Below are 26,921 nucleotides of genomic sequence, written 5' to 3'. Positions count from 1 at the left end.
GGCTCACTCGGCGCCCAGCTCCGCGGCGAGCTCGCCGCGCTCGTCCAGCTCGGCGAGCACGTCGCTCCCGCCGACGAACTCGCCGTCGACGAACGTCTGCGGGATCGTCTCCCAGCCGCTGTGGGACTCGAGCGCCTCGCGGTACTGCGGCAGCGCGGGCAGCACGTCGACGGTCTCGAACTCCTCGACGTGCTGGGAGATCAGTTCGACGGCGCGCTGCGAGTAGCCGCACTGCGGCATCAGGCGGTTCCCCTTCATGAAAAGCACAACGTCGTTGTCGGCGATGGTCGCCTCGACGCGCTCCTCGATCGCTTCCGGGTCGGCGTCCGTTCCGGGGCTGAAGGTCATGATATCTCGTACGCGTCGGCGAGTCAAATGGGTTCCGCACGGGGCGTCCGCGCGCGGGCCGCGGGCGGCGCGCCTACTCGTCGCGGTCGACGCGGACCACGTCGACGAGCGAGTACACGGGGACGCCGTCTATCTCGTCGTACCCCATCTTGTCGACCAAGACGACGCACGCGACGGGCTCGCCGCCCTGCTCGCGGATCGCGTCGATCGACTCCCGCATCGTCGTCCCCGAGGTGATGATGTCGTCGACGACGTAGCAGTCGCGGTTCCGGATCGCGGCGAAGTTCCGCGAGAAGCCGCCGCCGTGCTCGTCGATGTCCCCCTCCTCCCACTGGTGTTTCGCGGGGGCGTACGTGCCGAGGTCGGTGTCGAGCCGGTCCGCGACCGCGGTGGCGAGCGGCGCGCCCGCCTTCTCGATGCCGACCGTCAGGTCGACCGCCTCGCCCTGCTTGACGAGGAGGTCCGCCATCGCGCTCGCCGCGTAGCCGAGGCGGGTCGAGTCGCGCCCGAGCGCCGACCAGTCGACGTGGATGTCGGCGGAGGCGGTCGCGTCGGCCGCTTCCGCGCTCTCGGCGCCGCCGCCGCGCTCGACGAGCCAGCTCGCCGTCTCGCGGGAGACGTTCAGCTCGTCAGCGATCTCGCCCTTCGAGAGCCCCCGCTCCGCGAGCTCGGCCGCGCTGTCTATCAGGTCGTCAACGTTCTTCATACGCGGCGAATTCGACCGCCGTTTTAATAGTCGTGTCGTCATCCGCGAACGCGGCCTCGAAGTCGTCGAGCCCGTGGACGCCGGTCACGAGATCGCCCAAGAACTCGTCCGAGAGGTCCGAGAGCGACTCGACGGCGGACTCGAAGTGACCGTATCCGGAGTTGACGCTGCCGACCAGCGCCTTGTTGTGGAGGACGAACTCGCGGTGGAGCCGCCCGCCGTCGATCTCGAACTCCCAGTCGCCAGGGACGCCGAGCAGCGCGCCGACGCCGTTTGGCGCGAGCGCCTCGATGGTCTCGAACGCGTGCGGGGCGTACCCCGTCGCCTCGAAGACGAGGTCCATGGGCTCGTACGCGCCGGGCACCTCGGGGATCGGCGTCTCGTTGGAGTTCACATACGTCGCCCCCAGCGACTCGATGATATCGATCGTCGGGTCCGGGCGCTCGCGCCGCCCGAGGCAGTAGATCCGCTCGAACTCCTCGTCGAGGGTCGCGACGGTCAGGAGGCCGAGCGACCCGTTGCCGAGGACGAGCGCGGACTCGGGCTCCCAGCGGAACGCCGACCGGCTGGCGTACGCGTGGTCGATCGCCTTCTCCGCGATCGAGACCGGCTCGACGAGGAACCCCCACTCGGCGAGCGCGGGCGGGATCTCGACTAAGAACTCCGCGGGGCTGGTGAAGTACTCGGCCATGAACCCGTGCGCGCCGACGATGCCGCGCTCGTGGTACTCACCCTCCGGCGCCATGTCCGGCTCGCCGCGCGCGAAGTACTCGTTGGCGCCGTTCGGCGGCCGGCGGACCGTCGGAACGACCACGTCTCCGACCTCGAACGGGGTGTCGTTGGGGTCCTCGACCACGCCGACGGCCTCGTGGCCCAGCACGAGGTGGTCCTCGCCCGCGGGCGCCCCGCCGTGCCCGCCGGCGATGACCTCGTGGTCCGTCCCGTCGACGCCGACCCGCAGGGTCCGGACGAGCGCCTCACCGGGCGCGGGCTCCGGTCGCGGCTTCTCTGTCACGACCGGTTCGTCGGCTCCCTCGTAGACGGCTATCGCGTTCATGTCACGACCAAGGCGGTCAGCCACCAAAAGATTTCTTTTGTTGCGAGTAAACCTGCGCTCCGAGTCCCCCCGAGAGAGTTTTCACTCGGTCCGGCGTACGGATCGCCGTGTGTACCCTGACCCTGGCGTGGCGGACGTTCGGCGACGCCCCCGTCGCGCTCGCCGCCACCCGCGACGAGACGCTCGGTCGCCCGAGCGAGCCCCCCGCGGTTCGCGGCCGAACGAGCGGTGACGGCGGCCAGGCGGGCGACGGCGGCCGCGGAACGAACGGCGACGCCGACGGGCGCGTCCGGTACGTCGCTCCGCGCGACGCGGAGGCCGGCGGGACGTGGATCGGGGTCTCCGAGGGCGGCCTCGTCGTCGCCGTCACGAATCGGTGGCTCGACGCCGACCGCGAGGGCGACCGCTCGCGCGGGCTGCTCGTCCGCGACTGCCTGACGGCCCCCTCGGCCGAGGCGGCGGTGCGAGCGGTCGAGCGCGAGCTCGACGAGCGCGACTACGACGGCTTCAACCTCGTCCTCGCGGACGAGCGGGCGGCGTTCCTGCTGGCGTACGACGGCGCCCTCGCGGTGACCAGACTCGATCCGGGCGTCCACCTCGTCGGCAACGTCGGCGGCGTGGTCAACGGCGCGGAGCGGTTCGCGGTCCCCGAGCGGCGGCGGGCGTTCGGCGAGGAGCGCGCCGACAGCGCGAGACGGATCGCGGCCGCCCTGGTCCCGGAGCCGGGCGAGGCGGGCGCGTCGTGGCTCGACCGCGCGAGCGGCGTCCTCGCCGACCACGAGTACGGCGCCTGCCTCCACGGCGACGGGTTCGGCACTCGGTCGTTCACCCGGATCCGGACCGGCGACGAACCCGAGATGGCGTACGCCGACGGACCGCCCTGCGAGACGGCAGCGGAACCGGTGCCGCTCCCGGCCGACTTCGCGACCGGCCGCCGGTGAGACGGCCCCTGTGCGGCCGCGGGACGTGACGATCGGAAAGCCAGTTTTAAGCGATTCGGGGGGCGTGAGAGAGTATGAGCGCGTCCGAAATCGAGTCCGACCTGTCGGCGGACGAGCGCGCCGGCCTCGAACTCATCCGCGAGACCGGCGGCATCCACCAGAGCGACTTCTGGAAGGAGCTCGACGTCTCCTCGCGGAAGGGGAGCCGCATCGCCGAGTCCTTGGAGGAGGCCGGGGTCATCCAGCGAGAAGACACCGTCTACGACGGCCACAACACCTACTACTTAGAGCCCGCGCCGCGCGACCTCGACTTTTCGCTACTGATGGCCGACGACATGCTCTCCCCGTTCATCGGCGAGGAGGAGGTCGACGCGCAGGCCGACGCCTTCTCGCAGTGGATGATGAACCTCGCGTACGAGGAGTACTGAGGCCGACTCCCGGCGCGTCGTTCGCCGCGCCGCGGCCCCCTTCTCTCTGTCTCTCCGCTGCGCCGACCTTTTTAATGTCCCGCGTTAACCGGTCACTCGATGAGACGCGCCCTCCTCCCTGCGCTCGTCGTCGGCCTCCTGGTCGGGGCCGGCGTGTACCAGATCGCGCCCGACGTCGCCGCGTCGCTCGCGACCGCGGCGGTCTACGCCGGCGCCGCCTACTTCTACGTCGCGTTCGACCTCTCGCTGCTCGCGGCCGCGCCGCGGTTCGACGACCGCGCGGACCGAGCGGGGTACGGCCTCGGCCTCTTCGGCCTGAGCGCCAGTCCGATCCTTTTCAGTCACTACGCCGGCGGCGACGACGCCGCGGTCGTCGGACTCGTCGTCGCGTTCCTCGGCGCGGTCGCCTTCCTCACGCTCAGCGAGCAGGCGCGGCGGCTCGACGACGAGGCGACGTGAGCGGCCGGGGCGGCGCGCCCCGGCTCAGCCCAGCAGGAAGGCGAACAGCGCGATTCCGGCCGCGAGCGTCAGGAACAGCACGCTCCGACCGATGCCGGAGCGGATCTCGGTGTCGATCCCGGCCCGCGCGAGCGTCTCCCGCGGGCGTGTCGCGGTCCGCATCGTCGCGCCCGCGAGCGCCATCGTCGCGCGGTCGACGGCGGCCCACAGCTCGGTGACGCCCCACACCGAGCCGCGCCCGACGTAGAACGCCGCCGGGAACAGCACGCGGTCGACGTCCGGCATCCGGTGGGCCAGCCAGCCGAGCGGGCGCTTCAGCGCGAAGAAGCCGACGAACCCGGCGACCAGCAGCGCCGCGCTCTCGGTCAGGTGGCTCCGACTGTACGGCTTGAAGTACACCTCGTCGCTGAGGATGAGGTCGGTGAACGGCATCACCTCGATCAGCTGGGTGTAGAAGACGCCGAAGAAGACGCACGCCCCGGCGGCAAGCACCATGCCGACCGTCTGGAACGGCGTGGCGTCGTCGGGGGTCAGCGTCGCCGAGCCGTGGAAGAACACGTAGTAGCCCAGCTTGATGAACGACATGAACGTCCCCACGCCGCCGAGGACGAGCAGCCACCAGAGCAGCCCGCTGTCTAAGAGCAGGACGTACTCGTGGACCTCGTGGGCGGAGTCGAGCACCATCCCCTTCGAGATGAAGCCGTTGAACCCCGGCACCGCCGTAATCGAGGCGGCGCCGACGAGGTAGACGACGAAGGTGACGGGCATCACCCGCCAGAGCCCGCCCATCTCGCGGATGTCCTCGACCCCGGTCCGGTACACCACGACGCCGACCGCCATGAACAGGAGGCTCTTGTAGAGGACGTTGTTGAACAGGTGCGCGAAGCCGCCGACGACCGCGAACTCGCCGACGGCGGTCGCGAGCCCGAAGCCGGCGAGCATGTACCCGAGCTGCGCCTGAATGTGGTACGACAGCAGGCGGCGCGGGTCGTACTGGAGCAGCGCGAAGAACGCGCCGTAGACGGCCATGAACCCGCCGAGGTAGGCGAGCCACATGCCGCCCTCAGGGAACGCGCGGTACATCACGTAGGCGGCGGTCTTGGTCGTGAACACCGAGAGGAACACCGACGCCGCGACGTGCGGGCGCGGGTAGGTGTCCGGCAGCCAGCTGTGGAGGAAGATGAACCCGCAGTTGATCCCGATGCCGACCGCGGCGAGCACCGTCGCGGCCGGGTGGATCCCGGCCGTCGCCGAGAACAGGAAGATCTCACCGGCCGGCACGCTCCCGAGCATCGACACGCCGTGAACCACCACCGCCGCGAGCAGGATCGTCCCGCCGGTCCCGTGGAACAGCGCGTAGCGGTAGCCGGCCCGCACCGCCTTCCCGCCGTGCTGCCAGACGAGCAGCGTCGAGGTGACGGCCATCAGCTCCCAGAAGAAGATGAGCGTGAGCCAGTCGCCGGCGTAGATCGTCCCCACCGTCGAGGCGACGTACGTCAGCGCGAACGCGGTCACCCACGTCGGCGCCTCGCTGCCGTAGGCGTACAGCACCGCCGCCGTCGCGAGGAAGCCGACGACGACGCCCATCAGCAGCGAGAACTGGTCGACGTTGAAGAACACGACCTCGAAGCCGAGGAACTGCGTCGCGAGGTGCGCGCCGGTGCCGCCGTCGCCCAGCAGCACCGCCTGGACGAAGGTGAACGCCGTCGCCAGCGCCGCGACCGCGTGCCCCGCCCGCCGCGGCAGCGCCAGCACCGCGAGCGCCGCGAACGCGACGAGGACGTACGGCGGAATCGAGGTCAGGAGGCCGACGGGCGCGGTCACGGGCGGACCACCCCCTCGGGGAGCCGCGCGTCGACGATGAGCTCGATCAGCTCCAGGAAGCCCATCTCGTAGGGGATCACGCCGAGCAGCACCGCGAGCGTCATCGCGGCGAGGATCGGCCCGAGCGTGAACCACGTCGACTCGCGTCCGCGGAGCGCGTCGAGCCCCGCGATGTGCTCCCAGCCGCCCGGCGGCGGCCCGCCGTGGTGGCCGTCGTCGTGCGTGTCGGCGTCGTGCCCGCCGTGCGGCTCGTCGTCGTGGTCGCCGTGCGGGTCGTCGGGGTCGCGCCCCTCGTCGTTGACCCCGTCCGCGTCACCGACGTCCGCCACGTCCGCGTCCGCCGGGCTCGCGTCGCCCCGACCGGGACCGAACGGCACGTCGGCGTCGGACGGCCGCTGGTCGACCGCGTAGTCGCCGGTGTCGACGCGCTCGGCCGGCTCCGAGAAGTCGCGCTCGGTCGCCGCGAAGTCCGGCCGGACGACCCCGTCCTCGTCGGTCGGGAGGTCGTCGAGGTCGGCGTCCGGAACCTCGGAGTCGTCGACGCCGTCGGGCGCGGACGAGGGTTCGTCTGCGTCCTCCGGCGCCGGTCCCCCGGCGTCCGCGACGATGTCGTCCACGTCGCCGGCGGGCTCCGCGTCGTCGTGCTCCTCGTCCGCCTCGTCGCTTCCATCGTCCGCGTCGTCACCCGCGCGGCCGCCGTCCGTCGCCGCGACGATCGACCGCGACTCGCCGCCGAGCGGGAAGTCCACGAGGGGCTTCGCGTCGTGGGCGCCCTCCGCCTCGAAGAAGGCGGTGTAGATCACGGGCCAGAAGTACGCGACGTTGAGCACGCCGGAGAGCAGCAGCGCGCCGGCGAGGTAGTACGCGACCGGGGTGAAGTTCATCCCCATCCGCACCCCGCCGATGAGCATGTAGTACTTGCTGACGAAGCCGGCGAGCAGCGGGATCCCCGCCATCCCGAGCGAGGCAACCGTGAACGCCCCCATCGTCAGGGGCATCCGCTTGCCGATCCCAGCCATCTGCGAGATGTAGTCCGTGTGGGTGGACACGTGGATGTTGCCCGCACAGAAGAACAGGGTGAGCTTCATGAACGCGTGCGCCGGGATGTGGAGGAGCGCGCCCACGAGCCCGTACCACCCGAAGAGGCCGAGCCCGAGGATGATGTAGCTCAGCTGGCTGATAGTCGAGTAGGCGAGCCGGCGCTTCAGGTGGTCCTTGCGTAAGGCGATCAGCGAGGCCGCGGTGAGCGTGATCGCGCCGATAGTCGAGAGCACGAGGCCGGCCGTGAAGCCGAGCGGCAGCGAGAGGTCGAAGACGAGCTCCGGGCCGAACACGTCGAGGACGACGCGCGAGACGCCGAACGCGCCGGACTTGACGACCGCGACCGCGTGGAGGAGCCCGGAGACGGGCGTCGGCGCCACCATCGCCTCGGGGAGCCACTGGTGGAGCGGCATGATCCCGGCCTTCACGCCGAACCCGATCGCGAGCAGGAAGAAGGCGAGCATCGCCAGCCCGGGGTCGGCGTTCGCGAGCTCCGCGATGCCGCCCGCGGTGAAGTCGACGCTGCCCGCGAGCAGGTAGACGAGCGCGGTCCCGGCTAAGACGAGCACGCCGCCGCCGAACATCGTGTACGCGAGGTACTTGCGGCCGGCCGAGCGCGCCTCGGCCGTCTCGTCGTGCGCGACGAGCGGGTACGTCGCGATCGACAGCAGCTCGTAGAAGACGAATATCGTCACGAGGTTGCCCGCGAACGCGATGCCCATCGTCGCGGCGAGCGACACCGCGAACGCCGCGAAGTACCGGGTCTGGTTCGGCTCGTCGAGGCCGCGCATGTAGCCGATGCTATAGAAGGAGGTGATTATCCACAGCCCGCTGGCGAGGAACGCGAACAGCATGCCGAGCGCGTCCGCCCGGAGGGCGAACTCGATCGGCGCACCGACGCCGGGCAGGAACGCGCCGGCCGACCACTCGAAGGTCCGACCGTCGAGGACCGCCGGCAGCATCGAGGCGACGATGCCGAACTTCGCGAGCGACGCGACGAGCGTCCACCCCTCGCGGACGTTCGGCGAGCGGTGCGACGCGACGATGAGGAACGCCGCGACGAACGAGACGAGAACCGCCAGCAGGGGTCGTGGGTCCTGAAGTACAACGTCAGTCATGCGAACACCTCCGTGATGAACGGGCCGAACCACTCCGCGAGCGAGAAGCCGCCGAAGCCGAGGCCGACCGCCGCCACGACCGCCAGCGCGAGCGCGAGCAGCGGCGCCGTCGGCACCCGGTCGGGGACGAGCGACGACCGCGGCGCGCCCTCGACGGGCGCCGGGAGGCCGTCGGCGGTCTTCGCGACGGAGCCCTCGCCGCCGTCTGTCGCGGCGGAGTCGCCCGCGCGGCCACCGCCGGCGGCCGCGCCGTCACCGGGCACCTCGCCGTGGTCGCCCGGGAGGCCGGCGCCGGCGAAGTAGAACCGTTCGAGCAGCCGCGCGACGTACGACAGCGTGAACAGCGTGCTGACGAATATCGCCGCCGCGACCGCGATCCCGACCGCGCCGCCGCCGGCGAGGCCGGCGTCGACCGCACCAACGCCGATGTACCACTTGCCGAGGAAGCCGATCGACGGCGGGATGCCGACGAGCGCGAGGCCGAGCACGGCGAGCGCGCCGGACGTGTACGGGGCGGCGCGCGCGGCGCTCGCGAGGTCCTCGATCCGCCGGGTGCCGTAGCCGAGCGCGAGCAGCCCGATCCCGAGGAACAGGCCGAACTTCATGATCGCGTGGCCGATCAGGTGGACGATCCCGCCGAGCAGCGCCGTCTCGTTCGCCAGCGCCACCGCCGCGCCGATCATGCCGAACTGCGCGACCGAGGAGTACGCGAACATCCGCTTGAGGTTCGACTGCATCGCGGCGAGCGCGGAGCCCGCGACGATCGAGACCGTCGAGACGACGAGCAGCGCGGTCGCGATACCCCGGTTGGCCGCGAGGAAGTCGACCGTGAACACGGTGTATGTCACGCGGATGAGCGCGTACGCGCTCGTCGTCGAGACCAGCGCGGCGACAATCGTCGTGACCGAGTCCGGCGCCCGCTGGTAGGCGTCCGGCTGCCAGGAGTGGACCGGGAAGATGGCGATCTTCAGCGCCAGCCCCGTGGCGATGAACGCGTAGCTCGCGCGGACCAGCGGGTCGCCGTAGCCGGCCTGCGCGACGATCTGCGTCTGGACGTCGAGCATGTTGAGCGTCCCCGTCGCGAGGAAGACGTAGCCGACGCCGAGCAGGTACAGCGAGGCGCCGACGGTGCCGACGACGAGGTACTTCAGCGAGGCGTACGCGCTCGCCCCCGTGCGGTCGGAGGCGATGAGCGCGTACGTCGTCAGCCCGGTGATCTCCAGGAAGACGAACAGGTTGAACAGGTCCCCGGTGAGCGTCATCCCGGCGAGGCCCCCGACCAGCAGGAGGTAGGCGCTGTAGAAGGGGTTCCCGTGGGGGCCGGCGGCCCGCGCGAACGCGAGCGTCGCGACGGAGACCGCGGCCACGAGCAGCAGCACCGCGACCGACAGCCGGTCGGCGACGAGCTCGATCCCGACCGGCGGGAGGAAGCCGCCGAGCGCGTGGTCGAACGGACCGTTCAGCACCACTTCCGCGGCGATCGCGGCCGAGATTCCCGCCACGGCGGTCGTCCCGACCGCGGCGACCGGCCAGCCGACGCGGTCGTACCGCAGGCCGAGCGCCAGCGGCAGCGTCGCCGCCACGATGGGGACGACGATCGCGAGCGGGAGGAGGACGTCAGTCATCCGTCTCACCCCCCGTCTCGGGCGACTCGACCGCGCCGTCCGCCCCCGACGCACCGGGCGACCGCCGCGACGGGATCGACCCCTCCTCGCGGAGCAGTCCGCGGAGCGTGTCGGTCCGCAGCGTCCCGTACTCGTCGTAGATCCGGATACACAGCGCGAGCCCGACGGCGGTGAGGCTCACGCCCACGACGATGGCGGTGAGCACGAGGACGTGCGGGAGCGGGCTGACGTAGAGGCCGCCCTCCGGCCCGCCGGTCGGGACGATCGGGATCGACCCGCCGTCGACGTACGCCGAGGCGATGAACAGCAGGAAGATCGCCGTTTGGAACAGGTTGAGACCGATGATCTTCTTCACCAGGTTCGGGTTCGCGATCATCATGTAGAGCCCGATACACAGCAGCACCGCGAACGCGACGTACGCGTGTCTCGTCGCGAGCACCTCGACCGCGCCGGTTGCCGAGGCGAGCGTCGAGGCGGCAGCGCCGGCGCCGAGCGGGGGCGACACTAGCGCTCACCCCCGTCGGTCACGGCCGACCCCGGGGCGCCCGGGTCCGACCCCCCGTCGTCTGTCGGGGCGGTCAAGCCGGGGCTCTCGCCCTCCGCGTCGGGCGACGCCTCGGCCGCCGCGTCGCCGCCGACCTCGTCGTCGAAGGCGTCCGCGTCGGCGAACCCGCCGGCGTCGCTGAACCCCTTCGCGAGGACGAAGAACAGGCCCATGAGGACGCCGGCGACGATGGTGCCGATCCCGAGGATCTCGACGCCCTCCATCCCGTACTTGACCGGGTCCGGGATCGGGAGCAGCTCGTACTGGAGGAACGCGCCGCCGAGCGCGACCGGGACCAGCCCGATGCCGGCGAACACGAGCGCGCCGCCGACCGCGAGCGCGACGACGACGGTGTTCGCGAGCCACTGCCGGGTGGCCTCGATGCCGAACGCGAACGCGATCATGAACACGACGGCGGCCACGATGGCGCCGCCCTGGAACCCGCCGCCGGGCGAGCCGGCGCCGTGGAAGGTGACGAACAGGCCGTAGGTGAACGCGAACGGCGCGACGATCTTCACCGTCGGCATGATCACCTGGCTCTCCGTGTACGGGGTGCCCTGCCGGCTGTCCGAGTCGAGGCGGCCGTCCTCTCGGGGCGGGCGGTCGCGGCCGAACCCGCCGTCGGAGTCGGTCTCGGCGTCCCCGTCGGGACCCGCGTCTGTGCCGCTCATGCGAACACCTCCCGGTGGAGGACGATGAGGGCGGCGATCCCGGCCGCGAACACGACGACGGCCTCGCCGAACGTGTCGAAGCCGCGGAACGCCGCCAGCACGGCCATCACCGTGTTCTCGACGCCCGTCTCCGCGTACGTCTCCGCGATGTACCACTGGGTCACGTCCGGGTTCGACCAGATCGGCGCGTCCGCGGACCCGACCGCCGGGATGTCGGCCATCGTGAGCATCAGCCCGGCGAACAGCAGGCCGGCCGCGCCGGCCGCGGGCAGGTTCACGGACTCGAAGGCCGCCTCGTGGTCGATTCGGGTGGTCTTCGCCAGCGTGAGCAGCAGCAGCACGGTCGTGACGCCGGCGGAGATGGCGGCCTCCGTCATCGCCACGTCGGGGGCGCGGTAGAACGTGTACAGCGCGGCCATCCCGAGGCTGTACGCGCCGAAGATGATCACCGCCGCGAGCACGTCGCGCGCCAGCGCGGTGAACAGCGCGGTCAACACGACGAAGGCGAACAGGCTCGCCTCGACGGCGGTGACCTGCGCGACGACGGGCGCGCCGAGGGGACCGGCCGCCGCGAGCGCCCCCGTCATCGGCGGTCGTCCCCCTCGATCCACGGCACGATTCCCTCCTCGAAGGCGGCCCGGGCGATGGCGTGGGCCGCCGTCGGGTTCGTCACGAAAATGAAGAACAGCAGGAGCACCGACTTGAAGCCGGCCCCCGCCAGCCCGACGGTGAGCGCGACGGCCGCGAGCCCGAAGCCCGCGCCCAGGGTGTCGGCCTGCGAGGCGGTGTGCGCCCGCGAGTAGACGTCCGGCAGCCGGAGCACGCCCACCATCGAGACGAACGAGAAGAACAGCCCGAGCAGGGTGAGGGCCACGACCAGCCAGACGCGGGCCGTCTCCAGCGTCGCGGCGGTCACAGCACACCACCCCGCTCGACGGTGAACTTCGAGATGGCGATGGCCATCAGGAAGTTGAGCAGCGCGTACACTAAGGCGATGTCGAGGAACGTCGGCTCGCCGAGCGCCGCGCCGAGGATGGCGAGGATGACGACGGTGTTCGTCCCGAGGACGTTCACCGCCAGCACCCGGTCTTGCATCGTCGGCCCGACGACCGCGCGGTAGAGCATGCCGACCGCGAGGACGGCGAAGCCGGCGGCCGCGACGAGCAGGAAGTCGCCGAGCGTGTAGCCGGCCGCGAGCGGCGCGTCGACGAGGCTCATCGGTCGATCACCCCGTCGGCGTCGGTCGCGTCGGCCGGCGACTCGGCCTCACCGCTCGCCTCGGTCGCCTCGACCGCGCCGCCGTCCGCGGCGGCGATAGGCAGCTCCTCGGTCGCCTCGTCGCCCTGGAGGATCGCCACGTCGTCGCGCTCGCGCGGGGTCGGCAGCCGCGCCGACCGGCGCCCGTAGTAGACGAACCGGGTCCACCGTTCGAGGGAGCCGTCGAACAGCCCCTCGCGGGCCCACGGGAGGAGCGAGTGGACGTAGAGGTCGCTGTCGCGGGCCCGGACGGTGAGCGTCCCGGGCGTCAGCGTGATCGAGTTCGCGAGCGTCATCAGCGGGAGCCCGCTCCCGACGATCACGCGCATCCGGTTGAGCGTCGGGTCGATCGGGAGCCGCGGGTCGAGGATGACCCGGGCGACGACGAGGTTCGCCTTGACGATCTCGAACAGCAGCACGGGGACGTAGATCACCCCGCGGACGATCCGCATCGGCGTCCGGGGGATCGCCGGGTTCGAGTCGAGGCTCACCCGCGAGAGGGTGATCGAGACGACCGCGGCGGTGGCGACGCCGGTCACCAGGTCGAACCAGTAGGTGGGGTCTCCGAGGAGGAGGTAAAACGCCAGCGACAGGCCGAACAGCGCCACGAACCGCCCGGTCGTGGCCTCGGTCCGGAACCGCTCGCGGCGCGTCGGCCGGTCGACCGGCGCGGTCTCGACCGACAGCGGGGTGTTCGAGAGCGCGAACTCCAGCGGCTGGAGCAGCGTCGTGTTCCCGACCGGGGTGTACTCGGGGTCCAGGACGACGCGGTCGGCCCCGTTGGCCTCGGCGTACTCCGCGAGGACGCGGACGTAGTCGTCGGCGCCGAACAGGTAGTCGTCGGCGCCGAGCACCGCCGAGACGACGTCGACCTCCGAGGCGGCCTCCGCCTCCGAGTCGTCGAGGTCGGCGGTCGCCCACGACGTGACCCGTTCGAGCACGCGCTCGGCCGCGGCGGCGCGCTCGTCGCTCTCCGGGTCGCCGTTTCGCCACGAGGCGATCTCGACGAAGTGGATCGCCGAGGCGCCGTCGGCCGCGGCCGCCTCCGCGACGTGAGCGACCGTCGAGCGGAGCGTGGAACTCGGCTCGACCGGAACGATGACCGCGCCGGCCGACGCCGACTCCGCCGTCGCGTCCGCCGCCGTGGCCGCGGCGTCCGCCGGCGCGTCGCCGTCGGTGACCTGGCCGGTCGGAGGGTCGCCGTCAGCCACCCACCACACCTCCCACGGAGCCGTGCGTGACCGTCTCGTTACACATGGGTTACTCTATCCGTGTGGTTACCCTACCGCCCCAAAACAGTTTGTATCCGCGGGGACCCTGCCGGAGGCGGGCGATACGGTTCGCACGACCCGCGGCCCGCGCGAGGGCGTCGCGAGCGTTCACGCGAGCGACCGGGTCGGCCGACGTTCACGCCGACGCGTCGAGCGTCGCCGCGAGCCGGTCGGCGATGCGCCCGGCGACCGCGTCCTTCGACCCGGTCGCCTCCGCGGGCTCGGTGCCCGCCTCGCCGACGAGCAGGACGCGCGTCTCGTCGTCGCCCATCACGCTCGCGTCGTTCGCGACAACGAACGCCAGCCCGACGCGGTCGCGGATGCGCTCGGCCTCCGCGACCATCGCCGCGTCGTCGCCCGACGTCTCGGCCTTGAACCCGACGATGGGGAGGTCCGGGTACGCCTCGCGCACCGAGTCGATGAGCTTCGGCGTGGGCTCTAGGTCCAGCGACAGCGGCGACCCGGACCGGATCTTCTCGCCGACCGCGTCGGCGGTGAAGTCGGAGATGGCGGCCGCGGAGATCAGCGCGTCCGCGGTCGCCGCGGTCCGCCGACAGGCGGCCATCATCTCGTCGGCCGTCTCGACCGCGACCACGTCGGCGTACGGGACCTCGGGCCCGTCCTGGACGAGCGTCACCCGCGCGCCGCGGACGTACAGCGCCCGCGCGACCGCCCGGCCGGTCTTCCCGGACGCGCGGTTCGTCAGGATGCGGATCGGGTCGATCCGCTCCTTCGTCGCGCCCGCGGTGACGACGACGTGCGTCCCGGCGAGCGTCTGCGGCGTCGTCGCCCGCGCGACCTCGGTGACGATGTCGCCCTCGGCCGCGATCTTCGCCTTCCCCTCCTCGATCCGCGGGTCGGCGAAGCGAACGTCCCACGACTCCAGACGGTCTAAGGCGTCCAACACCCCGGGGTGGTCGTACATCGGCTCGTGCATCGCGGGCGCCATCACGACCGGCACGTCCGCGCCGAGCGCGGTCGTCGCGCACGTCGTTACGGGCGTGTCGTCGACCGCGGCCGCGACCTTCCCCGCGGTGTTGGCGGTCGCGGGCGCAAGCAGCAGCACATCGGCCCACCCCTCGCGGCCGCACAGCTCGACGTGTTCCACGTCGCCGGTGATCTCGGTGACGACGGGCTCGTCGGTGGCGAAGTCGACCGCCCACGGGTGGACGATGTCCGTCGCCGCCGGGGACATGACGGCGCGGACGCTCGCGCCGTGTCGGCGCAGTTCGTGCGCGAGTTCGACGACCTTCACCGCCGCGATGCTCCCCGAGACGCCGAGCGCGACGTTGACCCCGTCCAGCATTACCGAGACCGTTCCCCCCGCGACGGCTTATATGATGCCGTTGCGGAGCGGCGTCGAACGACCAACCCCGGCGCGTTCTCCTGAAAACTGTTAATAAACGGTCGGCGGTGGCGCGTGCCGACGAGCGCCCGCAGGGCGCGAGTCGCACGCGCGAGGGACGCGGCGAGCGAGGGCGACCGAAGGGAGCCCCGAGCGAGCCGCGAGGCTGGGGAGGCGTGAGGCTGCGGTGCGGGGCGGGACTCAAAGGGGCAGCCGGGAGGCGGGCGCAGGCGAAGTAAGCACCGCAAGGAGCGAGCAGCGCGAGCGACTGAGGAGCACAGCGAGCGTGCGCCCGCCTCCCGGCTGGGGCTTTAGAGGTGTTCGCCGCCGCTCCGTGGTCGACTATTTATAACCAAGCGGCAGGGGTTCTGGAAGTGTTCGCTATCGCTCCGTGGTCAACTGTTTATAAGCGAGCAGTCGGGGCTTTGGAGGTGTTCGCTGGCGCTCCACAGTCACCTACTTATAAACAAGCGACTGCGGCTTCGGACGTGTTCGCAACGCCACCCACGAGAATCCCTTATAAATAACAAACCGAAGCCGAATCGGTTACTTAAACGCCGAACGTCGCGCGCAGCATGTCCCGGGTGCCGGGGCCGAGCCCGACGGCCAGCACCGTGATGAGCAGCAGCAGCGTGTACCGCGGCGACTCCTCGTACATCTCGCCGTTGAACACCCAGACGACGAACGTCGCGGCGACGAGCTTCACGAGGAGGAACGGCCACGCGTCGCCGGTGACGGAGACGATCGACTCCGGCAGCAGCCGCCCGGTCCAGTCGACGATCAGGGCGTTGACGACGTGCTTCGGGACGAGGTTCGCGGTGCCAGTGAGCGCCGGCATCCAGTTGAGACCGATCACGTTCGCGACGCCGTCGATCGCGTGCCCCCAGATGATCACGATCCCCGCCGCGCCGGTGCCCTGGCGGATCGTCGCGATCCGACGCGTCGCCAGCGCCCACGTCACCGCGGTCGCGACCGTGGCGATGACGAGCGTGGGCACGAGCACCTGCGGGTAGAAGGTGACGTAGCCGGTCGTGGCCGCCAGGTACGCGAGGTAGCCGACCGCGAGCGTGAGCCCCGCAGTCCCCAGCGCGAACAGCGGCCGCGCGTAGTCGTCGACGACGCCGCGGCGTTCGAGGCTGTACGCCGTCAGCACGCACGCGAGCGTGAACAGGAACACCGTGAAGTAGATGAACGGGCTGATCAGCACCGCGCTCGCCGGGAACGCGATCAGCGGGTCGACGCCGGCGGCGGTCGCGGCGACGCCCGCGTCCTCGACCGTTCGCATCGCCCCGCCGAACAGCATGAACGGGAACAGCGCGTAGAAGAAGCGGAGCTCCGTCGCGATGTCGAGCCGGCGGAGGAGGAAGACGACGCCGATCAGCATCGCCAGCAGGATCACCACGTAGCTCACCGTCGAGAAGGTCGTGTACCCCGGCGCCGCGACGACTTCGCCGGCGCTCCGCGCCGCCTCGCACGCCGCAGTGCTGTCGAGCAGTTCCGTGCCGCCGGCGTCGCGGACCGCGCACTGCGCGCCCTCGCCGTCCGCGACCACCGGCCCCCAGAAGTAGCGCCAGAGGAACCGGTCGTAGACGACGCGGGGGAAGACGACGGATCCGACCGCCAACAGCGCCGTGACGCCGCCGACGACCGCCGCCCACGCGCGCTCCGGCGACGGGTCGAACCCGTCCGCGAGGCCTGTGCTCATGGTCACCGTTGGGGGAGGTCCCGAGTTGAGGGTTCCGGTCGCGGGCGACGCGGTCGAGCGGTCGCCCCGCGGTGCCCCCGCCGCGCCGGTCTACAGCGGCGGCCCGGCCCGCTCGTAGTCGGTGCCGAGGATGACCATCGTCTGCGAGCGCGAGAACCCCTCGGTCTCCGCGATCCGCTCGAACATCAGCTCCCGGAGCCGGTCGGTGTCGGCCGCGACGACGCGGAGGATGACGTCCCATTCGCCGGTGGTGAGGTGGATCTCGCGGACGCCGTCGATACCGCGGAGGCGTTCGAGCGCGTCCTCCTCGCGGCCCTGCTCGACGCGCAGGCCGACGAACGCGCCGACGCCGTACCCGACCGCCTTCGGGTCGATGTCGGCGTGGTACCCGCGGATGACGCCCGCCTCCTCGAGGCGGCTGACCCGGTCGTGGACGGTCGCGCTCGACATGTCGATCCGCCGCGCGACCTCCGAGAACGGGGTCCGCGCGTCCTCCTGGAGGATTCGCAGGATCGCCCGGTCCGTCTCGTCGAGTTCCATACGGGAACGTACGGGGGGCGGAGGCTTTTGCTTTCCGGCGGGAGGAACGCGCCGCCTACGAGCCGTCCGCGTCCGCGAACGACCCCTCGCGGATCGCCGCCTCCGCCGCGTCGAGCGCGGCGGCGGCGTCGAACTCGTCGACGATCCCGCGGAGCGCCTCGGGCGTCGCGTCCGCGAGGTCGCGCGCGTGTGCCGCGACGTTCGGCACGGCCCGAATCAGGTTGTCGATTATCGGCACGTCGGCCGTGCGCGGCGAGCGGCTTCCGGGGTTGAGGTCGATCACGATCTCCGTCTTCCCCATCGCGTCGAGCGCGGCGGCGCGGTCGCCGTCCTCCAAGGGCACCACGACGACGTCGGCCGCCTCGATCCCGTCGGCGTCGACGACGCCGCGAGCGTGGTCGAGCCCGGGGATCTCGCCGTCGCCGGCGAGCCCCTTCACCTCGTCGGCGCTGTGCTCGCGCAGGTGGTCGGCGATGCGCCGGACCCGCTCGTCGGTGTGATTGAACAGGTTCACCTCGAGGTCGGCGTCGACCGCCGCGGCCAGGTCGACCGTCTCGCTCGGCGCGAGGGCGGCGACGTTGCCGTTCACCGAGATCACGGGACGCTCGGCGAGCAGGAGCGTCGCGGCCGCGGCGCGCGCCGCGGCGTCGGCGCTCGGGAGCGTGCGCTCGCCGAGGAGGTAGTCGAACGCCTCGCCGCGCCCCTGCGCGATCAGCCCCTGCTTCGAGGTGATCCCCTCCTCGACGCCCGCTTCGATCCGGTGGCGCGTCACGAGCGACGCGTACCGCGGGTGGTCCTCGGGGACCTCCGTCTCCGTCATACCCGAGGGAGGCGACGGGTCGATTAAAATGGACCGTTCGCGGTCGACGCCGCCGGGCCGCTGCTACTCGCCCGCTCGCCGGCCTCGCTCGCCCCCGCCGCGCCGAACGGATGGCACAACTAAGTTTCTGGAAACCGAAACGCCGCGCGTGATGAATCGGACTGGGAAGTACACGGTCGTCAGAGCGTGTAACGACCACGGGGCGATCACGCTCCGTGAATACCCGCGCAACGGGACGCTGTACGTCGTCGAGTACGACGACCCCGACGTGGAGGCCGAGCTGTCGTCGCTCGACGCCGGCTCGGTCGTCGAGCTCGACCTCCGACGGGCGGGGCGCCGAGGGAACGCGTGGTGCGCGGAGTCCGCGCGTCCGGTCGAAACGGCGTAGTTCGCAGTTCGCGGAGCCGCGCGGCCGACCGACCCGTCCGGTTTCGTTCTCCAGTTCCGCCGTCAGGCGACGCCGATCCGCTCGCGGTACGCGCCGTGTTCCGCCTCGAACACCTCCATGATCTCGCCCATCGTCGCGTACGCCTTGACGGCCGTGACGATCTCGGGCATGACGTTCTCGCCGGCCGCGACCGCGTCGCGGAGGTCGTCGAGCGAGGCCGCGACCGCGTCGTCGTCGCGCTCGGCCTTCACCGACTCCAGCCGGTCGAGCTGCCGCTCGCGGGTCGTCTCGTCGACCTTCAGCAGGTCCGGGCGAGTGTCCTCGTCGATCTCGTAGGCGTTGACGCCGACGACCGTCTCCTCGCCGTCGTCGACGCGCTCCTGGTACTCGTAGGCCGACTCCTGGATCTCGCGGTGGAAGTACCCCTGATCGATGCCGCGGAGGACGCCGTCGCGCACGGAGCCGTCGCCCATCTCCCGGATCTCCTCGATGTAAGCCATCGCCTCAGCTTCCGTCTCGTCGGTGAGGCTCTCGACCGCGAAGGAGCCGCCGAGCGGGTCGACGATGTCGGCCGCGCCGGACTCCTCGGCGATGATCTGCTGGGTCCGGAGCGCGACGCGGACCGCCTGCTCGGAGGGGAGCGCGAGCGCCTCGTCGAAGGAGTTGGTGTGGAGGCTCTGGGTGCCGCCCAGCACGCCCGCCAGCGCCTGAATCGTGACGCGCGCGACGTTGTTCAGCGGCTGCTGGGCCGTCAGCGACTGCCCCGCGGTCTGGGTGTGGAACTTCAGCTGCTTCGAGGCGTCCGCCTCCGCGCCGTACCACTCGTCCATCACGGTCGCGTAGATGCGGCGCGCGGCGCGGAACTTCGCGACCTCCTCGAACAGCGAGTTGTGCGAATTGAAGAAGAAGGAGAGCTGCGGGGCGAACTGGTCGACGTCGAGCCCGCGGTCGAGGCACGCCTCGACGTACGCGAACCCGTCGGCGAGCGTGAACGCCAGCTCCTGGACCGCCGTCGACCCCGCCTCGCGGATGTGGTAGCCCGACACGGAGATGGGCTTGAACTTTGGCGTCTCCGCGACCGCGAACTCGATGGTGTCGGTCACCAGGTCGAGGGAGGGCTCCGGCGGGATCACCCACTCCTTCTGCGCGATGAACTCCTTGAGCATGTCGTTCTGGAGGGTCCCGCGGAGCTCCTCGCGCGGGACGCCGCGGCGGTCGGCGAGCGCGACGTACATCGCGTAGATCACCGGCGCGCTCGGGTTGATCGTGAACGAGGTCGACACCTCCGCGAGGTCGATGCCGTCGAACAGCACCTCCATGTCGCGGAGCGTGTCGACCGCGACGCCCTCCTTGCCGACCTCGCCGAGCGACATCTTGTCGTCCGAGTCGATCCCCATCAGCGAGGGCATGTCGAACGCGGTCGAGAGGCCGGTCTGCCCCTCGTCGATCAGGTAGCGGAACCGCTCGTTCGTCTCCTCGGCGGTGCCGAACCCCGCGAACTGGCGCATCGTCCACGTGCGGCCGCGGTACATCGTCGGGTAGACCCCGCGGGTGTACGGCTCCTCGCCCGGGAACCCGAGGTCCTCGTCGTAGTCGAGGTCGGCGACGTCCTCTGGGGTGTACAGGCGGTCGACCTCGCGGTTCGAGACGGTCGCGAACCGCGACTTCCGCTCCCCGTGGCGGTCGAGGGTGGGGTCGAGCGTTGCCGCCTCCCACGACTCCTTCGCCTCGCGGATCGCGGAGAGCTCCTCGTCGTCGTACATACCGCCCGTTACCCGCCGGTCGGGTATAAATATTCATTATATTTTGGAGGGCCGGCGGCGCGAGCGACCCCGGAGACGACTGCCTCACCGCGCTCAGCGACCCCCGAACAGCCGGTCGCGGAGCGACCGCGGCGTGGGACGCTCCGCGAGCAGCACCGGCACCTCGAGGGCCTCGACGGCCGCGAACGCGAGCGACCCGCGGACGATCCGGGAGAGGAGGCCGCGCTCCGTGGCGCCGACGATCACGAGGTCGTACCCCTCGCCGACGCGGCCGATCGCCGCCTCCACGTCGCCGGTCTCGACGCGCAGGTCGGCGTCCCCGAGGCCGTGCCCCTCGGCCCAGCCGGCGAGGAACTCGCGGCCCGCCGCCTCGTCGCCCTCCTCGACGACGTGTAACAGCGAGACCTCGGCGCCGACCGCCGCCCGGAGCGCGAGCGCGACCTCGGCGGAGAGGTCCGACGACGGGCCGCCGGCGGTCGGCACGAGCACGTCGGCGGGGTCGAGTCGCCGCCCGTCGAAGACGAGGAAGTCGCAGGGGAGGTCGCGGGCCAGCTCGTCCAGCGAGCCCTCGACGCGCCCGCCCGCCAACCGCGCCCCGCCGTAGCCCATCACTACGGCGTCGGCGCCGGTCGCCCGCGCGGCGTCGAACACCTCCTCGATCCCGCGGTGCGAGAGGATCGTCTTCGTCTCGACCGGCGCGTCGAACGGCGCCGCGTCGGCGACGGCCGCCGAGAGCAGCTCGGCGGAGGACCGGTCGAGCCGCTCCCGGTTCGCGGCCGCGTTCTCCAGCGAGGTCTGGTCGGGGACGGTGACGACGTGGACCGCGAGGAGGCGGGCGTCCCGGCGGTCGGCCACGGCGCCGGCGAGCGCGACGAGCGCCGCCTCGGTGCGCGGGTTCGAGAGGGCGACCATGACGACGGGGCGGTCGTCGCCGCTCCCCGTCGGCCGGTCGTCGCTGTGCGGCATCGGTCGATCCACCGCGTCAGCGCGCCGACGACCCGCTCTCGCGGGCGCGACGGCGGCTCATTCGTCCGCGTCGGCGCGGGGGAGCGCGATCACGGGCACCGGCGCGTCGGTCGCGATCTCGGCCGACAGGTCCCCGGAGAGGAGCTGGACCAAGCGGTTCCCCCCGCGCGGCTGGTAGGCGATCGCGCTCGCGTCCACCTCGTCCGCGGCGTCGAAGATCGCCTCGACCACGTCCCGGGCGTAGGCCGTGTGCTCGGCGGCGTCGGGGAACACCGTTCTGACCGCCGCGTACGACTCGGCCGCGAGCTCCTCCGACTGCTCGACGGGGGTCTTGTCCGGGACGCCGTCCCCCTTCTCGACGACGTGAAGCGCCGTCACCCGCGCGGGGTCGTAGGGGTCGAGCGCCCGCGCCGTTCGCAGCGCGTCCTCCTCGTTCGCGACCGGGAGGAGCACGTGCCCGAGCAGGTCCTGGCCGCCGGTGTCGTCGGGTCCGTCCATGCGAGGTAGTACGGCCGGCGGCGCTTAAGAAGGTGACCTCGCGTCCTCGGGCGTCGCGTCGTGCGGCTCGCCGGTGACGCACCGCGCACCCATGGAGGCGCGCCGGGGACCGCAGCGCGGTTCACGAGGTACGCCGGCTACACACCGCGCGGTCCACCCGGACGCCCCGAGAGTCTACTGCTCGTCGACGCCGGCGACGAACAGCGCGAGCACGGGGACGATCTCCAGCCGCCCGATCCACATCAGCCCGATCATCAGCAGCTTCGTCGTGTTCGGCAGGAACTCGTAGCTCCCGAACGGACCGAGCGGGCCGAGCCCCGGCCCGATGTTGCCGATCGTCGCGAGCGACGCCGCGAGCGCCTCCGTGCCGGTGAGCCGCTCGCCGATCCGCGCCGTGTCGAGCTCGATGAAGACGGCCGAGAGCGCGAACACGAGGAAGTACAGCAGGGTGAACACGAGGATCCCGCGGATCACGTCCTCGTCGACGACCTCGCCGCCGAGCCGGACCGGCCGGACCACGTCCGGGTTCGCCGTCGTGTACAGCTCGCGACGGAGCGTCTTCAGCAGGATGAGCCAGCGGATCACCTTGATCCCGCCGCCGGTCGACCCGGCGGAGCCGCCGATGAACATCGCGAACAGCAGGAGGAACTGGGTCTGGGTGTCCCACTCCGCGAAGTCCGCGGTCGCGAAGCCGGTCGAGTTCATCAGCGACGCGACCTGGAACACCCCCTGCCGGAGCGCGTTCTCCGGGACACCCTCCGTGACGCCGCCGATGTCGGTGGCCGGCGCGCCGCCGTAGAACAGCCCGACCGCGAGCACGGCCGCGAACGCGGTCACCAGCCCGAGGTAGATCCGGAACTCCGTGTTCTCGAACATCTCCCGCGGGTCGTCCCTGAGCACGTACCAGAACAGCGCGAAGTTCACCCCGGCGATCACCATGAACGGGACGAACGCCCACTGCACCACCGGCGAGAACGCGCCGATGCTCTCCGCCTCCGGCGAGAACCCGCCGGTCGGGAGCGTGGAGAACCCGTGGGCGAATGCGTTGTACAGGTCCATCTCCGGCGCGTACCCGGTGCGACCGAGCAGCGCCAGTATCGCGATCAGCGCCACGGTGAACGCGAGGTAGATGAGCCAGAGCGCGCGGGCCGTCTCGACGATCCGGGGGGTGAGCTTCTGGAGCCCCGGCCCCGGCGCCTCCGACTCCATCAGCTGGGCGCCGTTGACCGCCAGCTGCGGCAGGATCGCGATCATCAGCACGATGATCCCCATCCCGCCGAGCCACTGTGTGAGCTGCCGCCACATCAGCACCGCGTGGGAGTGCCGCTCGAAGCTGATCTCCGCCGTCGCGGTCGCGCCCGTCGTCGTGAAGCCGCTCATCGACTCGAACAGCGCGTTCACGGGGTGCGCGAGCGCGGAGGGGGTCCCGTAGCCGGCGATCACGTACGGGATCGCGCCGACGACCGCGGCAGTGAGCCACGCGAGCGAGACGACCGCCAGCGCGTCCCGGGGGCCGAGCTCCGGCTCGTCGTCGAGCCGTTCGAGCCCGGCCCCGACCGCGACAGCGACCGTCATCGACGCCGCGAACGCGAGCGCGTCCTCGCCGTAGATCAGCGCGACGACGAGGGGGACGGCCATGGACGCCGAGAGGAGCTTCACGATGCTCCCGGTGTAGCTGAGCGTCGCCCGCGCGTCGATGGTCCGTGTCACGAGTGTTCCTCGGGGGTTCCGATACCCGTCGTAGCAGGCCGGCGCGACAAGAAGCCGTCGATGGGCGGACCCGCCGCGGGCGGCGAACGGCGGACCGCAGCGGGTCAGCGCCGGTCAGGAGGTCCAGAACGCCTTCGTGAACAGCACGAGGACGGGGATGATCTCGATCCGGCCGATCCACATCAGCACGACCATCACGGCCCGCGTGCTCAGCGGGAACGTCGCGAAGGTGCCGTACGGCCCCGCGTCGCCGAACGCCGGCCCGATGTTGAGGAACGTCGTCGCCGCGGCGCTGAGCGCCTCGAACTCGGTGACTCGGACGTTTCCTCGCTCGGCGTCGACGACGATGACCACGGCGAGCAGGAAGAACAGCACGATACTGAGGAGGAGGTACGCGTAGATGTCGCGGATCGCGGCCTCGTCGATCGCCTTCCCCGAGATCCGGACCGGCCGGACGGACTCGGGATGGATCGCGGTGTAGAGGTTCCGCCGGAACGACTTCAGCGCCACCAGCCATCGCAGCGACTTGATCGAACACGTCGTCGATCCGACCATGCCGCCGATGAACATCCCCATGAACAGCATGTGCTTCGCCGCGGGCGCCCACTGCACGTAGTCGGTGCTGGCGTACCCCGTCGTCGTCACGATGGAGGCGACGTTGAAGACGGCGTGGCGTATCGTCGCCTCGGCGCCGAACGTGGTGCCAGGATCGAGGAACAGACCCACGGCGACGATCGACGCGAGCGTGCCCATCGCGCCGATGTAGAAGTGGAACTCCTCGTTGCGGAGGAGGCGCATCGGCTCGCCGTTGATTGCGAAGTAGATGAGGACGAAGCTCGTCGAGCCGATCACCATGAACGGGACCACCGCCCACTGGATCAGCGGGTGAAACGCCCCGACCGAGAGCGGCTCCGGCGAGAAGCCGGCCGTCGCGACCGAGGTGAACGCGTGCGCGACGGCGTTGTACAGGTCCATCTGCGGATCGACGGCGAGGCCGAGCAGGAAGTAGACGACGATCGCCAGCCCCGTGAGCCCGAAGTAGATCCCCCAGATCAGCTGCGCCGTCCGAGAGATCTTCGGCGTGAGCTTGTTGACGTCCTGGGTCTGTGACTCCGACTCCATCAGCTGGGCCCCGCCGACGCCGATCTCCGAGAGCACCGCGGTCGCGAGGATGAGGATGCCGAGCCCCCCGAGCCACTGGATCACCTGCCGCCACATCATGACGGACCGCGAGTGGAGTGAGAAGTCGCGCAGCACGGTCGCGCCCGTCGTCGTCAGCCCGCTCATCGACTCGAACATGGCGTTGACCGGGTGCGCGACCGTGCCGACCCCGGCCACGACGAATGGGATCGCGCCGACCGCGGCGACGAGGAACCAGATCAGCGCCACCGCGAGGAACGCCTCCCGCGGCCCGAGGTCCGCCGCCGGGTCCCGCGTCGACCGGAACGCCGCGCCGAGCGCGAGCGAGACCGCGATCGCCGCGAGGAACGGGACGGGCGACTCGCCGTAGTAGAACGCGAGGAGGAGGGGGAACGCGAGCGGGACGGGGAGGGCGGCGAGGACGTCGCCGGTGAGTCCCACGCTGGCCCGCCACCCGACGCGGATGCTGGTGCTCACGGGACTCAGGCCATCGAGGCGATGTCGCTCACGGAGTCGGCCTCCACGAGGAGGATGACGTGGTCGCCGGCCTGAAGCACCGTGTCACCGCGGGGCGTGACCAGCCGGCGGTCCCGGGTGATCGCGCCGATGACGAACCGCGCGTCGCTGTCGGCGACGATCTCCGAGATCGGCCGGCCGACGAGCCCGCACCCCTCGGTGAGTTCGAGTTCGAGGACCTCCGCCTGGTCGTTCTCCAGCACGGCGATGTTCTCCGCGACGCTCTCGTAGGTGAACCGCGTGATCTCCTCGGCGGTCACCGTGCGGGGGTTGACGGCGATGTCGATGCCGATCTCCTCGAAGACGGTGACGTAATCGGGGCTGTCGACGACGGCGATCACGCGGTCGACGCCGAGGCGCTTGGCGAGCACGGAGATGAGCAGGTTCTTCTCGTCCGAGCGGAGCGCCGTGACGACGATGTCGGCCTCGTCGACGTGCTCGCGGGTGAGGAACTCCGTGTCCGTCGCGTCGTGCTCCATGACGACGGTTTCCGGGAGGTTCTCCGCGAGCCACCGCGCGCGGTCGGGGTCCTGCTCTATCAGCCGCGGGCTGAAGTCGCGCTCCTCCAAGAGCCGGGCGGTCTGGTAGCCGATCTCGCTGCCGCCGACGACCACGATCTCGTCGGCGCGGTCGGGCGTCGCCTCCGGCGCCACGTCGGTCGCGAACGACTGGACGCTCTCGGGGCTCCCGATCACCACCGCGCGGTCGCCGACGGCGATGTCGGTGTCCCCGCGGGGGATGACCATGTCGCCGTTCCGGAACAGGCCGACGAACGTGAGCGACTCGAAGCGGTCCGCCTCCGAGACGGTCTGTCCGGCGACGGGGCTCCCCTCGGCGATCTCGAACTCGGCCATCTGGACGAGGCCGCCGGCGAACGGGTCGACGTCGACGGCCGCCGGGAGCCCGATGACGCGGACGATGTTCTCCGCGGTCAGCAGGTCTGTACACACCATGAAGTCGACGCCGAACGCCCCCTCGCTGCCCTCCCACGTGCGGAGGAAGTCGGTGCTCTTGACGCGGGCGATCGTGAACCCGTCCCCGAGCGTCTTGGCGGTGCCGCAGGCGACGAGGTTCGTCTGGTCGTCGTCGGTACAGGCGATGACCATGTCCGCGCGGTGGACCTCGGCGGTCGACTGGATCTCCGAGGACGTGCCGTCGCCCGCGATGGTGAGGACGTCGAGTTCGTACTTGAGCTGTTCCGCGCGGTCCGGGTCGACGTCCACGACGACCACCTCGTGGTCCGACGCGAGACTCGCGGCGATGCTCGTCCCGACCTCGCCGGCCCCGATGACGACCACGTACATGGGCACACCCAGTTACCGGACCCTCAAGTTCGTTACTATCGGCCCCGCCGGGCGCGGCCGCTTCCTCAGTCGTCCCCGCCGAACGACGCGGGGTCCGTCCACTCGTTGCGCCCAGAGACGGTCCGCTGCGGGAAGGGGATCGAGATCCCCTCCTCGTCGGAGCGCGCCTTGACGACCTTCACGTAGTCGGCGCGCGCCTTGACGAAGTCCGCCCGCGAGGGGTCCTCGATCCAGGTCCGCGACTGGAGCCCGACGTAGGAGTCGGCCAGCTCGGTGAGCCGGACCGACGGCGCCGGGTCTTCGAGGATGGCGCCGCTCTCCTCGGCCTCCTCGACGACGATGTCGGTCGCCTTCTCGACGTCGTCCTCGTGGACGATCCCGAAGACGCACTTCAGGCGGAGCGCCTTCTTCGCGACCGGGTTCTTCACCACGTCGCTCGTCAGGGCGTGGTTCGGCACCGTGAGCAGCTCCTTGTCGAACGTGCGGACGCGGGCGACGCGGAAGGATATGTCCTCGACGACGCCCGAGTTGCCGTTCCGCTCGGTCCGGTCGCCGATGCGGAACGGCTTGTCGGTGTAGCTGAACACGCCAGCGACGACGTTCTTGATCACGTCCCGGAGCGCGAAGCCGATCGCGAGCGTGACGCCGGCGAACAACACGAGGAACGCCAGGATCTTCTGGAGCGGGCGCCTGGCGTGCTCGTCGAGCCCCCGCCTGTCGAAGACCCGCTTCACGGGGGGGTGACGGCCGCCTCCTAGAGCAGGTACGTCGCGACGACGACGAGGAAGATGGCGGCGTCGACGACGAGTTCCGTCACCGGTCCGAGGTACGGTCGGAGCGTCCCCGCGACCGCGACGACGCCGGAGCGTCCCCGCGACCGCGACGACGCCGGAGCGTCCCCGCGACCGCAACGACGCCGGAGCGTCCCCGCGGCGG

27 protein-coding genes are annotated in these 26,921 nt (G+C 71.1%); 4 read left to right on the top strand and 23 right to left on the bottom strand.

What is annotated here, in order from left to right; genetic code table 11:
• Positions 1-3 precede the first annotated feature (3 nt).
• The 3 genes from EXE48_RS02425 to EXE48_RS02415 all read right to left on the bottom strand — a co-directional run bounded on the left by EXE48_RS02425 (position 4) and on the right by EXE48_RS02415 (position 2,111).
• Positions 4-348: a glutaredoxin family protein gene (locus tag EXE48_RS02425; RefSeq protein ID WP_053772250.1), complete on the bottom strand. Its 345-nt coding sequence runs from the start codon at positions 346-348 to the stop codon at positions 4-6.
• A gap of 73 nt (positions 349-421) precedes the next feature.
• Complete coding sequence (gfcR, locus tag EXE48_RS02420) at positions 422-1,054, bottom strand: transcriptional regulator GfcR (protein WP_053772251.1); 633 nt, start codon at positions 1,052-1,054, stop codon at positions 422-424.
• Positions 1,041-2,111, bottom strand: a complete 1,071-nt coding sequence (locus EXE48_RS02415; protein ID WP_053772252.1) for a glucose 1-dehydrogenase — start codon at positions 2,109-2,111, stop codon at positions 1,041-1,043. Before EXE48_RS02415 ends, gfcR begins: the two co-directional genes overlap by 14 nt.
• Before the next feature lie 107 nt (positions 2,112-2,218).
• On the opposite strand from EXE48_RS02415, the gene EXE48_RS02410 reads away from it, so the two are divergent.
• The 3 genes from EXE48_RS02410 to EXE48_RS02400 all read left to right on the top strand — a co-directional run bounded on the left by EXE48_RS02410 (position 2,219) and on the right by EXE48_RS02400 (position 3,939).
• A complete protein-coding gene (locus EXE48_RS02410; protein WP_137710682.1) occupies positions 2,219-3,052 on the top strand; it encodes an NRDE family protein in 834 nt (277 codons plus the stop codon).
• Positions 3,053-3,126: 74 nt separating this feature from the next.
• Positions 3,127-3,480 carry a helix-turn-helix transcriptional regulator gene (locus EXE48_RS02405; protein WP_004598213.1) on the top strand — a complete coding sequence of 118 codons (354 nt, stop codon included), beginning with the start codon at positions 3,127-3,129 and terminating at the stop codon, positions 3,478-3,480.
• A 99-nt stretch (positions 3,481-3,579) separates the two neighbouring features.
• On the top strand, positions 3,580-3,939 hold the full coding sequence (locus tag EXE48_RS02400; protein ID WP_053772254.1) for a hypothetical protein: 360 nt from the start codon (positions 3,580-3,582) through the stop codon (positions 3,937-3,939).
• A 24-nt stretch (positions 3,940-3,963) separates the two neighbouring features.
• On the opposite strand, the gene EXE48_RS02395 is transcribed toward EXE48_RS02400, so the two are convergent.
• The 13 genes from EXE48_RS02395 to EXE48_RS02330 all read right to left on the bottom strand — a co-directional run bounded on the left by EXE48_RS02395 (position 3,964) and on the right by EXE48_RS02330 (position 17,700).
• Positions 3,964-5,763 carry a Na(+)/H(+) antiporter subunit D gene (locus tag EXE48_RS02395; protein ID WP_053772255.1) on the bottom strand — a complete coding sequence of 600 codons (1,800 nt, stop codon included), beginning with the start codon at positions 5,761-5,763 and terminating at the stop codon, positions 3,964-3,966.
• Positions 5,760-7,922 carry a proton-conducting transporter transmembrane domain-containing protein gene (locus EXE48_RS02390; RefSeq protein ID WP_137710681.1) on the bottom strand — a complete coding sequence of 721 codons (2,163 nt, stop codon included), beginning with the start codon at positions 7,920-7,922 and terminating at the stop codon, positions 5,760-5,762. Before EXE48_RS02390 ends, EXE48_RS02395 begins: the two co-directional genes overlap by 4 nt.
• Positions 7,919-9,547: a proton-conducting transporter transmembrane domain-containing protein gene (locus EXE48_RS02385; protein WP_137710680.1), complete on the bottom strand. Its 1,629-nt coding sequence runs from the start codon at positions 9,545-9,547 to the stop codon at positions 7,919-7,921. The genes EXE48_RS02390 and EXE48_RS02385 overlap by 4 nt, the downstream gene beginning before the upstream one ends.
• Positions 9,540-10,052, bottom strand: coding sequence for a cation:proton antiporter subunit C (locus EXE48_RS02380; RefSeq protein WP_053772258.1), 513 nt, complete (start codon positions 10,050-10,052; stop codon positions 9,540-9,542). The genes EXE48_RS02385 and EXE48_RS02380 overlap by 8 nt, the downstream gene beginning before the upstream one ends.
• Entirely contained in the window at positions 10,052-10,762 is a 711-nt protein-coding gene (locus EXE48_RS02375) for an MnhB domain-containing protein (protein ID WP_137710679.1), read from the bottom strand. The genes EXE48_RS02380 and EXE48_RS02375 overlap by 1 nt, the downstream gene beginning before the upstream one ends.
• Entirely contained in the window at positions 10,759-11,349 is a 591-nt protein-coding gene (locus EXE48_RS02370; protein WP_137710678.1) for a DUF4040 domain-containing protein, read from the bottom strand. The genes EXE48_RS02375 and EXE48_RS02370 overlap by 4 nt, the downstream gene beginning before the upstream one ends.
• Positions 11,346-11,678: a monovalent cation/H(+) antiporter subunit G gene (gene mnhG, locus EXE48_RS02365; RefSeq protein WP_121562015.1), complete on the bottom strand. Its 333-nt coding sequence runs from the start codon at positions 11,676-11,678 to the stop codon at positions 11,346-11,348. The genes EXE48_RS02370 and mnhG overlap by 4 nt, the downstream gene beginning before the upstream one ends.
• Complete coding sequence (locus tag EXE48_RS02360; protein WP_053772262.1) at positions 11,675-11,980, bottom strand: cation:proton antiporter; 306 nt, start codon at positions 11,978-11,980, stop codon at positions 11,675-11,677. Before EXE48_RS02360 ends, mnhG begins: the two co-directional genes overlap by 4 nt.
• Positions 11,977-13,230 (bottom strand): monovalent cation/H+ antiporter subunit E, encoded by a 1,254-nt coding sequence (locus EXE48_RS02355; protein WP_137710677.1) that lies wholly within the window; start codon positions 13,228-13,230, stop codon positions 11,977-11,979. The genes EXE48_RS02360 and EXE48_RS02355 overlap by 4 nt, the downstream gene beginning before the upstream one ends.
• Before the next feature lie 196 nt (positions 13,231-13,426).
• On the bottom strand, positions 13,427-14,596 hold the full coding sequence (coaBC, locus tag EXE48_RS02350) for a bifunctional phosphopantothenoylcysteine decarboxylase/phosphopantothenate--cysteine ligase CoaBC (RefSeq protein ID WP_137710676.1): 1,170 nt from the start codon (positions 14,594-14,596) through the stop codon (positions 13,427-13,429).
• Between the two features lie 589 nt (positions 14,597-15,185).
• Complete coding sequence (locus EXE48_RS02340; protein WP_137710674.1) at positions 15,186-16,340, bottom strand: DUF63 family protein; 1,155 nt, start codon at positions 16,338-16,340, stop codon at positions 15,186-15,188.
• A 90-nt stretch (positions 16,341-16,430) separates the two neighbouring features.
• Positions 16,431-16,880, bottom strand: a complete 450-nt coding sequence (locus EXE48_RS02335) for an Lrp/AsnC family transcriptional regulator (RefSeq protein ID WP_053772268.1) — start codon at positions 16,878-16,880, stop codon at positions 16,431-16,433.
• Between the two features lie 55 nt (positions 16,881-16,935).
• Positions 16,936-17,700, bottom strand: coding sequence for a 4-phosphopantoate--beta-alanine ligase (locus EXE48_RS02330; RefSeq protein WP_137710673.1), 765 nt, complete (start codon positions 17,698-17,700; stop codon positions 16,936-16,938).
• A gap of 151 nt (positions 17,701-17,851) precedes the next feature.
• Between EXE48_RS02330 and EXE48_RS02325 the strand changes: the two genes are divergently transcribed.
• Positions 17,852-18,088: a DUF7999 family protein gene (locus tag EXE48_RS02325; RefSeq protein WP_053772270.1), complete on the top strand. Its 237-nt coding sequence runs from the start codon at positions 17,852-17,854 to the stop codon at positions 18,086-18,088.
• Between the two features lie 62 nt (positions 18,089-18,150).
• Here EXE48_RS02325 and EXE48_RS02320 read toward each other — a convergent pair whose 3' ends face one another.
• From EXE48_RS02320 to EXE48_RS02290, 7 genes are all read right to left on the bottom strand, one after another.
• Positions 18,151-19,851: an acyl-CoA mutase large subunit family protein gene (locus tag EXE48_RS02320; RefSeq protein ID WP_053772271.1), complete on the bottom strand. Its 1,701-nt coding sequence runs from the start codon at positions 19,849-19,851 to the stop codon at positions 18,151-18,153.
• 93 nt (positions 19,852-19,944) lie between these two features.
• Positions 19,945-20,817, bottom strand: coding sequence for a universal stress protein (locus EXE48_RS02315; RefSeq protein WP_241991933.1), 873 nt, complete (start codon positions 20,815-20,817; stop codon positions 19,945-19,947).
• A gap of 57 nt (positions 20,818-20,874) precedes the next feature.
• Entirely contained in the window at positions 20,875-21,315 is a 441-nt protein-coding gene (locus EXE48_RS02310) for a universal stress protein (protein ID WP_121599050.1), read from the bottom strand.
• Positions 21,316-21,489: 174 nt separating this feature from the next.
• The gene (locus EXE48_RS02305; RefSeq protein WP_053772273.1) at positions 21,490-23,025 is read right to left on the bottom strand and encodes a TrkH family potassium uptake protein; all 1,536 of its coding nucleotides are present in this window, start codon (positions 23,023-23,025) and stop codon (positions 21,490-21,492) included.
• 114 nt (positions 23,026-23,139) lie between these two features.
• Positions 23,140-24,642: a TrkH family potassium uptake protein gene (locus EXE48_RS02300; RefSeq protein WP_137710672.1), complete on the bottom strand. Its 1,503-nt coding sequence runs from the start codon at positions 24,640-24,642 to the stop codon at positions 23,140-23,142.
• Positions 24,643-24,647: 5 nt separating this feature from the next.
• Positions 24,648-25,985, bottom strand: coding sequence for a Trk system potassium transporter TrkA (gene trkA, locus EXE48_RS02295; protein WP_053772275.1), 1,338 nt, complete (start codon positions 25,983-25,985; stop codon positions 24,648-24,650).
• Positions 25,986-26,050: 65 nt separating this feature from the next.
• On the bottom strand, positions 26,051-26,719 hold the full coding sequence (locus tag EXE48_RS02290) for a mechanosensitive ion channel family protein (RefSeq protein WP_394348030.1): 669 nt from the start codon (positions 26,717-26,719) through the stop codon (positions 26,051-26,053).
• Positions 26,720-26,921: the final 202 nt, after the last annotated feature.

Source organism: Halorubrum sp. ASP1 (assembly GCF_005435135.1).
Lineage (GTDB): Archaea > Halobacteriota > Halobacteria > Halobacteriales > Haloferacaceae > Halorubrum > Halorubrum tropicale.
This window is presented reverse-complemented; position numbering and strand designations above follow the sequence as displayed.

Excerpts from the sequence above, each read along its gene's own strand:
- EXE48_RS02390 (WP_137710681.1), bottom strand. The coding sequence starts at position 7,922 with ATGACTGACGTTGTACTTCAGGACCCACGACCCCTGCTGGCGGTTCTC.
- EXE48_RS02400 (WP_053772254.1), top strand. The coding sequence starts at position 3,580 with ATGAGACGCGCCCTCCTCCCTGCGCTCGTCGTCGGCCTCCTGGTCGGG.
- EXE48_RS02370 (WP_137710678.1), bottom strand. The coding sequence starts at position 11,349 with ATGACGGGGGCGCTCGCGGCGGCCGGTCCCCTCGGCGCGCCCGTCGTC.
- EXE48_RS02385 (WP_137710680.1), bottom strand. The coding sequence starts at position 9,547 with ATGACTGACGTCCTCCTCCCGCTCGCGATCGTCGTCCCCATCGTGGCG.
- EXE48_RS02340 (WP_137710674.1), bottom strand. The coding sequence starts at position 16,340 with ATGAGCACAGGCCTCGCGGACGGGTTCGACCCGTCGCCGGAGCGCGCG.
- EXE48_RS02360 (WP_053772262.1), bottom strand. The coding sequence starts at position 11,980 with ATGAGCCTCGTCGACGCGCCGCTCGCGGCCGGCTACACGCTCGGCGAC.
- EXE48_RS02415 (WP_053772252.1), bottom strand. The coding sequence starts at position 2,111 with ATGAACGCGATAGCCGTCTACGAGGGAGCCGACGAACCGGTCGTGACA.
- EXE48_RS02335 (WP_053772268.1), bottom strand. The coding sequence starts at position 16,880 with ATGGAACTCGACGAGACGGACCGGGCGATCCTGCGAATCCTCCAGGAG.
- EXE48_RS02320 (WP_053772271.1), bottom strand. The coding sequence starts at position 19,851 with ATGTACGACGACGAGGAGCTCTCCGCGATCCGCGAGGCGAAGGAGTCG.
- EXE48_RS02405 (WP_004598213.1), top strand. The coding sequence starts at position 3,127 with ATGAGCGCGTCCGAAATCGAGTCCGACCTGTCGGCGGACGAGCGCGCC.
- coaBC (WP_137710676.1), bottom strand. The coding sequence starts at position 14,596 with ATGCTGGACGGGGTCAACGTCGCGCTCGGCGTCTCGGGGAGCATCGCG.
- EXE48_RS02330 (WP_137710673.1), bottom strand. The coding sequence starts at position 17,700 with ATGACGGAGACGGAGGTCCCCGAGGACCACCCGCGGTACGCGTCGCTC.
- EXE48_RS02315 (WP_241991933.1), bottom strand. The coding sequence starts at position 20,817 with ATGCCGCACAGCGACGACCGGCCGACGGGGAGCGGCGACGACCGCCCC.
- EXE48_RS02375 (WP_137710679.1), bottom strand. The coding sequence starts at position 10,762 with ATGAGCGGCACAGACGCGGGTCCCGACGGGGACGCCGAGACCGACTCC.
- gfcR (WP_053772251.1), bottom strand. The coding sequence starts at position 1,054 with ATGAAGAACGTTGACGACCTGATAGACAGCGCGGCCGAGCTCGCGGAG.
- EXE48_RS02325 (WP_053772270.1), top strand. The coding sequence starts at position 17,852 with ATGAATCGGACTGGGAAGTACACGGTCGTCAGAGCGTGTAACGACCAC.
- EXE48_RS02425 (WP_053772250.1), bottom strand. The coding sequence starts at position 348 with ATGACCTTCAGCCCCGGAACGGACGCCGACCCGGAAGCGATCGAGGAG.
- EXE48_RS02310 (WP_121599050.1), bottom strand. The coding sequence starts at position 21,315 with ATGGACGGACCCGACGACACCGGCGGCCAGGACCTGCTCGGGCACGTG.
- trkA (WP_053772275.1), bottom strand. The coding sequence starts at position 25,985 with ATGTACGTGGTCGTCATCGGGGCCGGCGAGGTCGGGACGAGCATCGCC.